General features: G+C 54.7%; 9 protein-coding genes. 5 read left to right on the top strand and 4 right to left on the bottom strand.

What is annotated here, in order from left to right; all coding sequences use genetic code 11:
* Both EAH77_RS24115 and malI read right to left on the bottom strand, forming a co-directional pair.
* A partial coding sequence (locus tag EAH77_RS24115) for a transposase domain-containing protein (RefSeq protein WP_194150531.1) occupies positions 1–216 on the bottom strand: 216 nt, incomplete at its 3' end.
* A gap of 135 nt (positions 217–351) precedes the next feature.
* The gene (malI, locus tag EAH77_RS24110; protein WP_140475870.1) at positions 352–1,383 is read right to left on the bottom strand and encodes a Mal regulon transcriptional regulator MalI; all 1,032 of its coding nucleotides are present in this window, start codon (positions 1,381–1,383) and stop codon (positions 352–354) included.
* 277 nt (positions 1,384–1,660) lie between these two features.
* Here malI and malX point away from each other — a divergent pair, with 277 nt between their 5' ends.
* The 3 genes from malX to add all read left to right on the top strand — a co-directional run bounded on the left by malX (position 1,661) and on the right by add (position 5,675).
* The gene (gene malX, locus EAH77_RS24105) at positions 1,661–3,274 is read left to right on the top strand and encodes a maltose/glucose-specific PTS transporter subunit IIBC (protein ID WP_140475868.1); all 1,614 of its coding nucleotides are present in this window, start codon (positions 1,661–1,663) and stop codon (positions 3,272–3,274) included.
* A gap of 62 nt (positions 3,275–3,336) precedes the next feature.
* The gene (locus tag EAH77_RS24100) at positions 3,337–4,521 is read left to right on the top strand and encodes a MalY/PatB family protein (protein ID WP_140475866.1); all 1,185 of its coding nucleotides are present in this window, start codon (positions 3,337–3,339) and stop codon (positions 4,519–4,521) included.
* Between the two features lie 155 nt (positions 4,522–4,676).
* Positions 4,677–5,675, top strand: coding sequence for an adenosine deaminase (gene add, locus EAH77_RS24095; RefSeq protein WP_140475864.1), 999 nt, complete (start codon positions 4,677–4,679; stop codon positions 5,673–5,675).
* 72 nt (positions 5,676–5,747) lie between these two features.
* Here add and dacD read toward each other — a convergent pair whose 3' ends face one another.
* A complete protein-coding gene (gene dacD, locus EAH77_RS24090) occupies positions 5,748–6,917 on the bottom strand; it encodes a serine-type D-Ala-D-Ala carboxypeptidase DacD (RefSeq protein WP_140475862.1) in 1,170 nt (389 codons plus the stop codon).
* A gap of 356 nt (positions 6,918–7,273) precedes the next feature.
* Here dacD and EAH77_RS24085 point away from each other — a divergent pair, with 356 nt between their 5' ends.
* Both EAH77_RS24085 and EAH77_RS24080 read left to right on the top strand, forming a co-directional pair.
* The gene (locus tag EAH77_RS24085; protein ID WP_140475860.1) at positions 7,274–9,580 is read left to right on the top strand and encodes an FdhF/YdeP family oxidoreductase; all 2,307 of its coding nucleotides are present in this window, start codon (positions 7,274–7,276) and stop codon (positions 9,578–9,580) included.
* Positions 9,581–9,760: 180 nt separating this feature from the next.
* Complete coding sequence (locus EAH77_RS24080; RefSeq protein ID WP_140475858.1) at positions 9,761–11,704, top strand: exoribonuclease II; 1,944 nt, start codon at positions 9,761–9,763, stop codon at positions 11,702–11,704.
* A 766-nt stretch (positions 11,705–12,470) separates the two neighbouring features.
* Here the strand turns inward: EAH77_RS24080 and EAH77_RS24075 are convergent.
* On the bottom strand, positions 12,471–13,565 hold the full coding sequence (locus EAH77_RS24075; RefSeq protein ID WP_140475856.1) for an ABC transporter ATP-binding protein: 1,095 nt from the start codon (positions 13,563–13,565) through the stop codon (positions 12,471–12,473).
* Positions 13,566–13,567 lie beyond the last annotated feature (2 nt).

Raw genomic sequence — 13,567 nt, 5'->3', positions numbered from 1 at the left:
ATGATGGCAGACATCTTTGATGGATAAATCACGCAACAACCCCATCATCAGGATGAGCCATACAGCCTGCTCAGCAGGCAGACGACGCCTGCGAATACTGGCCTTCTGGCAGGCAGTCAGGGCCTGGTGGATCCAGAGAGGGTCAAGTGAACGTGAAAAGGCATCGATCTCAGAGGAGAAAGCATCAACAACAAAATCCATGTCATCTTCAGACATAAAAAATCCGGGAACAGAAGGCTGTTCCCGGATTGTCTCTTACTGGCAGGATCGTTCAAGTACTCTTAAACGATCGGCATTAGTCTCAGGACGGGCTTTTTTGTGTCTGCTATTTTGCAACGAGGTCATTTGCATTTAAGCCGATTGACGCTCAATCAGACCAGGCGGAATAATAATGCTCTGAGCCTCCAGATTCTGCCCGCCAATGCGCATCATCAAGCGCCGGGCCGCCGCATGACCGATTTCACGCGCTGAGCTGGTAATTGAGGTCAGCGGAGGTTCGGTGAGTTCAGCTTCCGGGGCGTCTTCCATCACGATCAGCGCAATCTGTTGTTGGAAGAAGTTATCAACCGCCCCGCCGCCAATCAAATTACCGGTGCGCATGATGCCAAAATAGGCCCCGAGCGCCACCGAGGATTTATGGCAAATAATGGCACTGATTTTTGGGTAGTGCCTGAGCAGAGTTTCCGCCGCATCCGCCGCACATTTCTGCTGATAGTCACATTCGATGATCCACTCGCTGCGAAACGGCAAACCGTACTGTACCAGCGTGGCACAAAAGCCCCCCAGCCGATCGGCGCGGGTCAGAGAGTCACTTAACCCCCCCAGATAGGCAATCTGCTTATGTCCACGTTTGATCAGATACTCGGTGGCCATTTTTGCCGCCAGCATGTTGTCAGGACGCACCAGATCAACACCATCAATGCCGCTGGCGCGGGAGGCGCAAATCAGCGGAACGCCCTGTTCGTCAGCTTTCGCCTTCAAACCGGCTGGCGCGTGTTCGCCACCGGCGATCACAATGCCGTCTACGCCGTGGGTCAGTAGAGTATCAAAACAGCGGGACATTCCCTGGCTGGTGGATCCGCTTTGCAGTAAGAACAGCACCTTACCCTGCGCTTCAAACATTTCACTTAAGCCGGCAGTCATCTCAGCATAAAAAGGCTCGCAGATATCACGGACGATAAGCCCAACCACGCCGGACTCCCCGCCGCGCAGCGTACTGGCCTGGCGGTTACGCACAAACCCGAGGTGATCAACCGCCTGGTTGACCCGTTCAGCGGTCGCCGGGGAGATCCGCCCTTTGCCAGTCAGTACCAGTGAAACCGTCGTCACCGAGGTGCCCGCATATTGGGCCACATCGATGATGGTGATTTTTTTCTGGCTCATGGTTTTACGTCGGTCATAAAAAGTTTTACGTCTGTCATGAAAACTCCCAGAGCGGCTGATCCTTTTTCTCGCCAGCCATTCAGTAAAATCCGCGATGCCGCAGAAAGAAAACCTAACAAAATCGATACTTAGATAAAACGTTTTATCCGCATGTAATCTTATCTTGCGGGCATCCTTTGTTAATGTGAGGTCAAGCACGATTTAATTAGGTAAAACGTTTTATCTTAGCGCCCATCATAACAACGTGGTTCGTTTTTAATCTTCTAGGGAAATGATGATGCCAGCCAGCAAAAAACAACGCGTCACGCTTTGGGAGTTTTTCCAAAGCTTAGGTAAAACCTTTATGCTTCCGGTCGCTCTGCTGTCGTTTTGCGGCATCATGATGGGTATCGGCAGTTCGTTAAGCAGTCATGATGTCACCACGCTGTTGCCCGCGCTTGGAAATCCTGTTCTGCAACTGATCTTCACCTGGATGAGCAAGGTCGGTTCGTTCGCCTTCAGCTTCCTGCCAGTGATGTTTGCCATCGCTATCCCACTTGGCATGGCGCGCGAAAACAAAGGGGTCGCGGCGTTCTCCGGCTTTGTTGGTTTCGCGGTACTTAATCTGGCCATCAATTTTTACCTCACCGCCAACGGCACACTGCCGACGGTGGACCCGGCGATTCTGAAAGCCAACAATATCCAGATGATCCTCGGGATCCAGTCTATCGACACCGGTATTCTGGGCGCGGTTATCGTCGGTATTATCGTTTATATTCTGCATGAACGTTACAACACCATCCGCCTGCCGGATGCGCTGGCGTTCTTCGGTGGCACCCGTTTTGTCCCTATCGTCACCACCGTGGTGCTCGGTCTGGTTGGGCTGATTATTCCGCTGATCTGGCCATTCTTTGCCGCCGGAATTAACGGCCTTGGCCGGTTAATTCAAGATGCCGGGGTCTTCGGGCCGATGATCTTTGGTTCAGGCGAACGTCTGCTGCTGCCCTTTGGTCTGCATCACATTCTGGTCGCACTGATTCGCTTCACCGAAGCCGGCGGTACGCTGGATGTCTGTGGCCGTGAAGTGAGCGGCGCGCTGACCATCTTCCAGGCGCAGCTCTCCTGCCCAACCACTCACGGTTTTGCCGAAAGCGCCACGCAGTTCTTGTCGCAGGGCAAAATGCCAGCCTTCCTCGGCGGTTTACCGGGTGCGGCACTGGCGATGTACCACTGTGCGAAACCTGAAAATCGTCACAAAATTAAGGGGCTGCTGATCTCCGGCGTGGTGGCGTGTGTGGTCGGCGGCACCACTGAACCCATTGAATTCCTGTTCCTGTTTGTCGCGCCGGTACTGTATGTGATCCACGCCATTCTGACCGGATTAGGCTTTACCATTATGTCGGTATTGGGCGTCACTATCGGTAATACCGACGGCAACATCATCGATTTCGTGGTATTCGGGATTCTGCACGGCACAGCCACCAAGTGGTATCTGGTGCCGGTTGTGGCGGCTATCTGGTTCGCGGCGTACTACACCCTCTTCCGCTTCGCGATCATGCGCTTTAATATCAAAACACCTGGGCGCGAATCTGACACCATGCCAAATGCTGCGCCGGTGCCGTCCACCAGCAAGTCCGGCTACAACGTGCCGGTGATCCTGAGTGCGCTGGGCGGTGCGGGGAATATCGTGTCGCTGGATAACTGCATTACCCGCCTGCGTCTTTCGGTGGCGGATATGTCGCGGGTGGATGATGCCACCCTAAAAGCCAACCGGGCGATTGGTGTCGTTCATCTCAACGAACATAACCTGCAAGTGGTGATTGGCCCGCAGGTGCAGTCGGTAAAAGATGAGTTGGACTATCTGATCCGCGAGGCTACAAACAACGCAGCGTCAGAACCGGCCACGGCGTAATCAACTGATGAACAGGGTGGCCTGATGCCGCCCTGTTCTGTTTTCTTCAGGGAGCGAAATGAATGTCCTCAAACTCTTTTGATTTCTCCACCGTGGTTGACCGTCACGGCACCTGGTGTACGCAGTGGGATTACGTCGCCGACCGTTTTGGCAACGCCAATTTACTGCCTTTCACCATCTCCGATATGGATTTCGCCGCTGCGCCATGCATTCTCGACGCGCTGCAAAAGCGCCTGCAACACGGCGTGCTCGGTTATAGCCGCTGGCAACATGATGATTTCCTGGGCGCCGTCGAACACTGGTATCAACAGCGTTTTCACAGCCAGATTGATCGCAATATGGTGGTTTACGGCCCGTCGGTTATCTATATGGTGGCGCAGCTGATCCGTCAGTGGACCCGGCCGGGCGATGGCATACTGACCTTTACGCCAGCCTATGACGCCTTCTTCAACGTGGTGGAAGGCAATCAGCGCCAGATCATTGCCTGCCCGCTGGATAAAAACGGCAACGACTGGACGCTGAACATCCCTTTACTCGAACAGCAGCTGGCGCAGCCGCATTGCGCGCTGTTACTGCTGTGCAGCCCACATAACCCGTCAGGCAAAGTCTGGACACGTGACGAACTGACGCTTATCGCAGAACTGTGCGAGCGCCACCAGGTGCGCGTAGTCAGCGATGAAATCCACATGGACATGGTCTGGGGCGACAATAAACATACGCCGTGGAGTGACGTGGCACGGGGGGAATGGGCACTGCTGACCTCCGGCTCAAAAAGCTTCAATATTCCCGCACTGACCGGCGCTTACGGACTGATCAGCCATAAAGCGCAGCGCGAAGCCTATCTGCATCAGCTCAAAGCCTGCGATGGTTTATCTTCTCCGGCGGTATTGGCGGTTCATGCGCATGTGGCGGCCTACCACGCGGGCGAACCCTGGCTGGATGCATTGCGTGAGTATTTACAGGGCAACCTGCGGTATGTGGCACAACAGCTGAATGCGGCCTTCCCGCAGCTGAACTGGCAGCCGCCGCAGTCGACCTATCTGGCGTGGATCGATCTTCGTCCTCTGCATATTGACGACAAACTGCTACAAAAAGAGCTGATCGAACAGCAGAAAGTCGCCATCATGTCGGGCTACACCTACGGCGTGGAAGGTGAAGGTTTCCTGCGCCTGAACGTCGGCTGTCCGCGTTCGAAAGTGGAGCTGGGCGTAGAGAAGTTAATCGCCGGGATCCGGGCTTTACAGTAGATATTTCGCAGGGCGCACTCTTTGCGCCCTGCCATTGCGCAAAAGCTGCGCGCAATCACTTCATTTATCCGCGTTTGTTGCGCAACACAATTTCCCCAAATCTCTCACAACCGCTATAATGCATCGCACTTTTCTAACAATAATGAGTGCACACCATGATTGATTCCCGCCTTCCTCTGACTGACATTCATCGCCACCTTGATGGCAACATCCGTGCTCAGACCATTCTCGATTTAGGCCGCCAGTTTAATCTCACTCTGCCCGCCAATGAGATCGAAGCCCTGCGCCCGCATGTGCAGGTGATGGAAACCGCACCGGATCTGGTGAGCTTCCTGCAAAAACTCGACTGGGGCGTGAAAGTGCTGGGCGACCTCGATGCCTGCCGCCGTGTCGCACAGGAAAACGTTGAAGATGCGGCCAGAGCCGGTCTGCACTACACCGAGCTGCGTTTCTCGCCTTATTACATGGCCATGACTCACAAACTGCCGGTGGCCGGCGTGGTAGAAGCCGTGATCGACGGGATCCGCCGTGGCTGCCAGGAAAATGACATCGACGTGCGCCTGATCGGCATTCTGAGCCGTACTTTTGGTGAAGGAGCCTGCCTGCAAGAGCTGGACGGTTTACTGGCGCATCGTGAAGGTATTACCGCGCTGGATCTGGCCGGTGATGAATTGGGTTTCCCCGGCAGTCTGTTCCTTAGCCATTTCAACAAAGCGCGTGACGCAGGTTGGCGCATTACCGTGCATGCTGGTGAAGCGGCTGGCCCGGAAAGTATCTGGCAGGCGATCCGTGAACTGGGTGCTGAACGTATCGGCCACGGCGTGAAAGCGGCAGAAGATACCGAACTGATGGATTTCCTGGCCAAACACCAGATCGGCATCGAATCCTGTCTGACCTCAAACATCCAGACCAGTACCGTTTCTTCCCTGCAACATCACCCGCTGGCGACCTTCCTGCGCCACGGCGTGCTGGCCTCGATTAATACCGATGATCCGGCGGTTCAGGGCATCGAAATTGAACACGAATATCGCCTTGCGGCTCCGGCGGCCGGGCTGACCACGGCTGAAATCCGGCAGGCACAGGAAAACGGCCTGACCATGGCATTTTTGAGTGATGCTGAGAAAGACGCCGTTCGCGCTAAAGTGAAGGGGTAATTTTTGCCGTGAGGCGGTTGCCGCATGTTCAGGTCCTGACCATGCGGCAAGCCGTTACAACCAGGAACGCAGTTAGATTTTCAGTTTCACGTAATCCACCAGGCGGCTGAACATCCCCCCCTTCGCCACATCTTCGAGCGCCACCAGCGGAAGCGTTTTGATCGTTTTGCCGTTATCAACGATGTTGATCGTGCCAATTTCCTGGCCCTTTTTCAGCGGTGCGTCAATTTGCGGATTGCTCAGCACGTATTGTGCTTTCAGCTTGTCTGCTTCCGACTGCGGTACGCTGATAAACACGTCATCCAGTGAACCCACCTTCACCTGCGGGCGGTCGCCAAACCAGACTCTCTCATTCGACACAGTCTGCCCGGCTTTGAATATCTGCTTACTGGTATATTCACGGAAGCCCCAGGTCAGCAGTTTACGCGCCTGTTCTTCACGCCCTTTCGAGCTTTTCCCGCCCATAACTACCGCAATCAAACGGCGGTTGCCTTCAGTCGCAGAGGCAATAATGTTGTAACCGGCGCTCTCGGTATGGCCGGTTTTCAGGCCGTCAACCTGCAGGTTTTTGTCCCACAGTAAGCCGTTACGGTTCTGCTGAGTGATGTTGTCATAGGTCAGCGATTTTTCGCTATACATATGATATTCCTCAGGCTCTCCGCCAATGATCGCCCGGGAGAGTTTCGCCAAATCATACGATGTGGTGTATTGCCCCGGCGCATCCAGACCGTGAACGGTTTCAAAATGGGTGTTGGTCAGGCCCATGGTCGTGACGTACTGGTTCATCATGCCGACGAACGCATCCTGGCTGCCCGCCACATAATTCGCCATCGCCACGCAGGCGTCATTACCGGAGGTGATGATAATCCCACGGATCAAATCCCGCACCGACACGCGGTCACCTGGTTTTAGGAACATCAACGAGGAGCCTTCCAGGCTTTTGTTGCCTGCCACCCAGGCTTCCTGCGGTACGGTAACCATGTCATTCATGGTGATTTTGTGTTTATCCAGCGCACGGTCGATGACATAACCGGTCATCAATTTGGTCAGGCTGGCCGGATTACGGCGGTCATCAGGATTGCCTGCCGCCAGCACATCGCCACTGGCGTAATCCATCAACACGAACGACGCCGCATCAATGCTCGGAGGAACAACGGGGAAATCCAGCGGGGCGATGGCCTGCGCGGCACCGGCTGACAGCATCAAAACACCGGTTAAAACAGTCAATACACTACGTTTCACAAATTGATCCTTTAAAGCGCCGAAACAACCGGTCTGCTGCCCATAAAAGGAGCAAAACAGGCCGACGGCAAAAAACGACAGAAAATAATTGCCGCATGGTGCACCAATAAGGCGCGGAACAAAACCCTCTTTATTTTGCCAGGCATTTCATAGTGAAACGGTTTTGTTACAACTTGTTCGCATTTTACGCGATAAGCGCGCTCTATCTCACGATTGCGCCATTCGATTAGACGCCCTCCCGACTCCGACCTAAACTTGTGACATAAAATTAACAATCGAGTTAACAACTACGTCAATTCGATTGCATATCAATAAAAATACGCCTTAGAAACGAACACCTGCGAAGTCATAAAAATATGAAATTCAAAACTGAGATCAAACCCTACACCGCTGCGGCGGGAGGATGGGGTTCACTGGAAGCAACCACCCGTTACGTCTTCGACAGTAAAAAAGTCCTCTCCAACCTGCGCAACCTGATGCGCGTTAATAAAGGTCGCGGTTTTGATTGTCCGGGCTGTGCCTGGGGCGATGATAACCACAGTACCTTTAGTTTTTGTGAAAACGGCGCGAAAGCCGTTAGTTGGGAAGCCACGCGCAAAGCGGTAGAGCTGGATTTTTTTGCTCAGCACAGCGTCAGTAAATTGCGTGAACAAAGTGACTACTTCCTCGAATACCAGGGCCGCCTGACCCATCCACTGCGCTACAACCGCACCACTGATCATTACGAACCCATTGGCTGGGACGCGGCCTATTCACTGATTGCCAGCCATCTGAAAGGGTTGAAAAGCCCTGACGAAGCGGACTTCTATACCTCAGGCCGTGCCAGTAATGAAGCCTCTTACCTCTATCAGGTGTTTGGCCGCATGTTCGGGACCAACAACTTCCCTGACTGCTCAAACATGTGTCATGAAGCCAGCGGTGTTGGTCTCAAACAAAGTATCGGCGTGGGGAAAGGCACTATCCATCTGGATGATTTCGAGAAAGCTGACGCCATTTTTGTCTTCGGTCAGAATCCCGGCACTAACCATCCGCGCATGCTGCACAGCCTGCGCCATGCCGCCGATCGCGGTGCGAAAGTCGTCAGTTTCAACACCCTGCGCGAACGTGGGCTGGAACGCTTTGCCGACCCGCAAAAACCGCTGGAAGTAGTGACCACCAAATCGGGGCGCATCAGCTCCGCCTATTACCAGCCGAACCTCGGCGGGGATATGGCCGCCGTGCGCGGTATGGTTAAGGCGCTACTGGAAGCCGATCGTGATCGTATCGCTTCCGGCCAGAGCACGATTTTTGACGCTGAGTTCATCGCGCAAAATACCGCCGGTGTACAAGAGTATCTGGCCGCCGTGGATGCCACCTCGTGGGAAAAAATCACTGAACAGTCTGGCCTGTCTGAAGCGGAGATCCGCGAAGCTGCGTCGATTTATGTGCAGGCTGAACGGGTGATCTGTACCTGGGCGATGGGGATCACCCAACACAAACACTCAGTGCCAACCGTACGCGAAATCACTAACCTGCAACTGCTGTTTGGTCAGCTTGGCAAACCGGGTGCTGGTCTGTGTCCGGTACGTGGTCACAGTAACGTACAGGGCAACCGCACTATGGGTATCGACGAAAAAGCACCGAAAGCGCTGCTTGACGCGATGGAAAGCCACTTCAACTTCACGCCCCCTCGTGAACCGGGGCACAATACCGTTGAAGCGCTGGAAGCCATGCTGGTCGGCGATGCCAAAGTGCTTATCTGTCTGGGTGGCAACCTGGCGGCGGCGGCACCGGATACCCTGCGCACCCACCGCGCACTGAGTAATTTGGATCTCTCGGTGCAAATCAGTACCAAGCTTAACCGCAGCCACTTAACGCCGGGCCGTGAAGCCTTGATCCTGCCGACGCTGGGACGTACTGAACTTGACATGCAGGCCACCGGTTCGCAGTTCATCACGGTCGAAGACTCCTTTAGCATGGTGCACGCATCTGAAGGCGTGGGGATTCCTTTATCCCCTGAGCAGCGTTCTGAAACGGCGATCGTCTGTGGTATTGCCAATGCCGTGCTGGGTGATAAATTCCTCGACTGGATGGCACTTGCCGATGACTACAACCTGATCCGCGATCACATCGAAGCCACTATTCCGGGCTTTAAAGATTTCAATGCGCGTTGTGATATCAAGGGCGGTTTCTATCTGGGTAATGCGGCGGCAGAGCTGAACTTCAACACGCCGACGGCCAAAGCCAATTTCAGCGCCGCCCGGCTTCCTGAACAGTTGATCCCGCAGGGCAATCAGGACGCCCCCTTCACCCTGCAAACCCTGCGTTCACACGACCAGTACAACACCACTATTTACGGCCTTGATGACCGTTACCGCGGCGTTTATGGCCAGCGCGAAGTGCTGTTTATCCATCCGCAGGATTTAGCCGATCTGGGCATGCAGGACGGCGAATTAGTGGAAATTGAAACCCTGTGGACCGACGGCGTGGAGCGTAAAGTTACTGGCTTCAAACTGGTCAGTTACGATATTCCACGCGGTAATCTGGCGGCCTACTACCCGGAAACCAACCCGCTGGTGCCGATGTCCAGTTTTGGCGACCAGACCCACACCCCGACCTCCAAAGCCATTCCGGTGGCAATCCGCCGCTGTGAACAGAAAGTCGACCTGCAACGTATTGCATAAAAGTACGGTCTTAATCCCCGTCATCCTTCGTCTTGCGATTAGTCTGGCTGAAGGAGGGCGGGATATTTTCCCCTCTCTGGTTAATAGGGAAAAGCCCCAGTAAAGCTTGCCCGCAGGGGCCATTTCGCGTAAAACTGTCTGCCGCTAATCGAGCCATTCTAACCCCCACCCCTGGACGATATGTTTCAAGATAACCCGCTGCTCGCGCAGCTAAAACAGCAACTTCACTCTCAGACTCCGCGCCTTGAAGGCGTTGTTAAAGGAACTGAGAAAGGCTTTGGCTTTCTTGAAGTAGACGGTCAAAAAAGTTACTTCATCCCCCCTCCGTACATGAAAAAAGTCATGCACGGTGACCGCGTGATTGCCTCTTTGCAGACCGAAAAGGAACGCGAAGTGGTGCAGCCGGAAACGCTGGTTGAGCCATTCCTGACCCGTTTTGTCGGTCGCGTCACCAAAAAAGATGACCGTCTTTCTATTATCCCGGATCATCCTTTATTACGTGATTTCATTCAGTGCCGGGTCGCCCGCAACATCAATCACGAAGTGAGCGATGGCGACTGGTGTGTGGCTGAAATGCGTCGCCACCCGCTGAAAGAAGGCGATCACAGCTTCCAGGCTGAAATTACCGAGTGGATCACCACCGGTGACGACGATCTGGCCCCGTGGTGGGTTACGCTGGCACGCCACAACCTTGAGCGTGAAGCGCCTAAGTCTGAGATTGCAGACATCCTCGATCAGGGTTTGACCCGTGAAGACCTGACCGCCCTGCCATTTGTCACCATCGACAGCGGCAGCACCCAGGATATGGATGACGCGCTGTATGTGAAAGACAACGGCGACGGCACCCTGCAACTGAATATCGCGATTGCCGACCCCACGGCTTATGTTTTACAAGGCAGCGAACTCGACAATATCGCCAGGAAACGTGCGTTCACCAACTACCTGCCGGGCTTTAACATCCCGATGCTGCCGCGTGAACTCTCAGATGACCTCTGCTCACTGTGGCCAGACGTTCAGCGTCCGGTACTGGCATGCAGCGTCACACTGTTGGCTGACGGTGCGCTGGGTAACGATATCCGTTTCTTCGCCGCCACCATCGAATCCAAAGCGAAACTGGCTTATGACGACGTCTCCGACTGGATCGAACAGGAAGAGAAAAGCGCATGGCAACCACCAAGTGATGTCATCGCCGATCAAATCCGTTTACTGAAACGTCTGTGTGACCTGCGCAGCACCTGGCGTACCGAGCACGCGTTGGTATTTAAAGACCGTCCTGACTTCCGCTTCGTCCTGGGTGAGAAAGGTAACGTGCTGGAGATCATCGCGGAGCATCGCCGCATTGCCAACCGCATCGTCGAAGAATCTATGATCGCCGCCAACGTCTGCGCCGCTGTCGCCCTGCGTGACAGCCTCGGTTTTGGCGTTTACAACGTGCACACCGGTTTCGACCCGCTGCTGGTTGAAAACGCCGTCACCGTATTGCAGGCCAATGATGTGGAAGCCAATGCCGAAGAGCTGCTGACCCTGCCAGGTTTCTGCGCACTGCGCCGTAAACTTGACGCGATGCCAACACAGTTCCTCGACAGCCGCATCCGTCGTTTCCAGACGTTTGCTGAAATCAGCACCACGCCGGGCCCGCATTTCGGTTTGGGTCTGGAAGCTTACGCCACCTGGACGTCGCCAATCCGTAAATACGGCGATATGGTCAACCACCGCTTGCTCAAAGCGATGATCACCCAACAGCCTGCCGTAAAACCTGACGACGAAATGACCCTTCAACTGGCAGAACGCCGCCGTGCCAACCGCATGGCTGAGCGTGACGTCGGAGACTGGCTGTACGCCCGTTATCTGGAAGATAAAGTCGGCACTGATACCAAATTCAGCGCTGAAATTATCGATGTCACCCGCGGCGGCCTGCGCGTGCGCCTGCAAGACATCGGCGCTGTCGCCTTCATCCCGGCCCCGTTCCTGCACGCTGTGCGCGACGAACTGGTCTGCAGCGTCGACACCGGTACCGTGCTGATCAAAGGCGAAGTCGCCTACCGTCAGAGCGATATCATCGACGTACAGATTGCCGAAGTGCGGATGGAAAATCGCAATGTGATCGCCAAGCCAGTGGCTTAGTTTTCACTGGCGTGAAATGCCTTCGCTAACGCGATAAAAAACCGGTCAGGGTAATTTACCTGACCGGTTTTTTTTAATTTCAAATTTAAGGTTAAGGTCAAGACCGTGGGCTCGCCGCCCACACGGGCCCAAAGGAGGTTTAAACGAACCTCCTTTGGAATCCTGCGTTTTTTTAACTGCGCGCTATCGCTGAATCGGGATGGCCGTGTTTCAGGTATCTCAGTGACAGCCGCAAAATGTCGCCGCTTAGGCGGTGCCTTCGCTGCGGGTTCGAGCCCAGGGTCTCGAACCCCTTGCTCAGCGCCATTTTTGAATGCGGCCCACACTTTTTAAATTCAAAGTCAGACCATGCTTCTTTTTTACTTTTTACTTTTTACTTTTTACATTCTGCTTTTTGTCTTTTGACTTACATAGCCGCTAAGGCGCAGTCAAAAATGGCACCGGATGAGCGGTTCGAGACCTGAGGCTCGAAGCCCGAAATACGGGGACGGCGCAGCCGTGACATTTGGCGCCGTGAACGGAAGTGGCTGAAACACGTGCCCTGCCAGCGGCGAAGCTGTCGGTGTCTCAGAGAAAAACGCAGGAGTTCCAAGAGGAGGCGCGTTTACGCCTCCTTTTGGGCCGGTTTGGGCGGCAGCCCAAGGTCTACGGCGTGGGCCGCCGCCCACGACCTTGAATTTGAATTTGAATTTGAAGTTAAGTTAAAGAAAAGTTTCCCTCAGCTTTCCAAAGCAGAAAAGCGCGTCTGGGCCGCCCGCCCAGAGAATCACTCATTTATTTTCAAAAGCCTCCGCTGGCTCCCAGCCTCAAACAACTGCATACGCCCGGTATCAATCGCTACCCATAGCCTGCCGCCAGGGGCACTCCCTGATCTCACCATGCTATAGACGCTGACCGGTTCACCGGCAACGGTACCGTGGATAAGTTCGCTCAGACCGGTTGGTTCAATTAAGGTCACATCGAGCGGTACGGCGCCCGGTGCGTCTTCCGTGGTGAGCACAATCGCTTCCGGGCGCACACCGTAGATCACGGATTTTCCGCTCTCCAGACCCGTGATGGTTGGGTCCACCGGCAGGGATAACGCCGGGCTAACACGAACCTGTGGGCCACGGTCGCCGAGTTCCAGCGTGCCATTGATAAAATTCATCGCCGGTGAGCCGATAAAACTGGCCACGAACTTGTTGGCGGGCGTGTCGTACAACTCCAGTGGCGTGCCAACCTGTTGGATCAGACCGTGGTTAAGGACCACAATGCGGTCAGCCAGCGTCATGGCCTCGACCTGATCGTGGGTCACGTACACAATGGTATTGCGCATCCGCTGATGCAGGCTTTTGATTTCAATGCGCATCTGCCCGCGCAGTTGGGCGTCGAGGTTGGAGAGCGGTTCATCGAATAAAAATACCTGCGGTTCACGCACGATCGCCCGGCCCATCGCGACCCGCTGCCGTTGCCCGCCGGAAAGCTCTTTCGGGCGACGGTGCAGCAGCGCCGTCAGGCCGAGAATATCGGCGGCTTTATTAACGGCAGCGTCGATTTCAGCTTTCGGACGCTTTTGCACTTCAAGGCTAAAACCCATGTTGCGCGCCACCGTCATGTGCGGATACAGCGCATAACTCTGGAACACCATCGAGATATCGCGGTCTTTCGGTGCGACCTGATTCATCAGCCGTGTGCCGATGTGAATGTCCCCCGCCGTCGCCAGTTCCAGCCCGGCGATGGTGCGCAGCAAAGTGGATTTCCCGCAGCCAGAGGGGCCGACCAGTACCACAAACTCGCCATCCTTGATGGTCAGGTTGATGTGGCGCAGCACTTCTACGTTGTCGTAACGTTTTTGGAGATCGGAAATCGTAATCTGAGCCATAA

Origin of the sequence: Ewingella americana, assembly GCF_006438725.1 — a bacterium.
Lineage (GTDB): Bacteria > Pseudomonadota > Gammaproteobacteria > Enterobacterales > Enterobacteriaceae > Ewingella > Ewingella americana_A.
Note: the sequence above shows the minus strand (reverse complement) of the source record. Positions and strands in the feature narration are given on the sequence as shown.

Bases quoted from the DNA above. Each gene is read 5' to 3' on its own strand.
- malI (WP_140475870.1), bottom strand. From the start codon at position 1,383: ATGAGCCAGAAAAAAATCACCATCATCGATGTGGCCCAATATGCGGGC.
- malX (WP_140475868.1), top strand. From the start codon at position 1,661: ATGCCAGCCAGCAAAAAACAACGCGTCACGCTTTGGGAGTTTTTCCAA.
- EAH77_RS24100 (WP_140475866.1), top strand. From the start codon at position 3,337: ATGTCCTCAAACTCTTTTGATTTCTCCACCGTGGTTGACCGTCACGGC.
- add (WP_140475864.1), top strand. From the start codon at position 4,677: ATGATTGATTCCCGCCTTCCTCTGACTGACATTCATCGCCACCTTGAT.
- EAH77_RS24085 (WP_140475860.1), top strand. From the start codon at position 7,274: ATGAAATTCAAAACTGAGATCAAACCCTACACCGCTGCGGCGGGAGGA.
- EAH77_RS24080 (WP_140475858.1), top strand. From the start codon at position 9,761: ATGTTTCAAGATAACCCGCTGCTCGCGCAGCTAAAACAGCAACTTCAC.
- EAH77_RS24075 (WP_140475856.1), bottom strand. From the start codon at position 13,565: ATGGCTCAGATTACGATTTCCGATCTCCAAAAACGTTACGACAACGTA.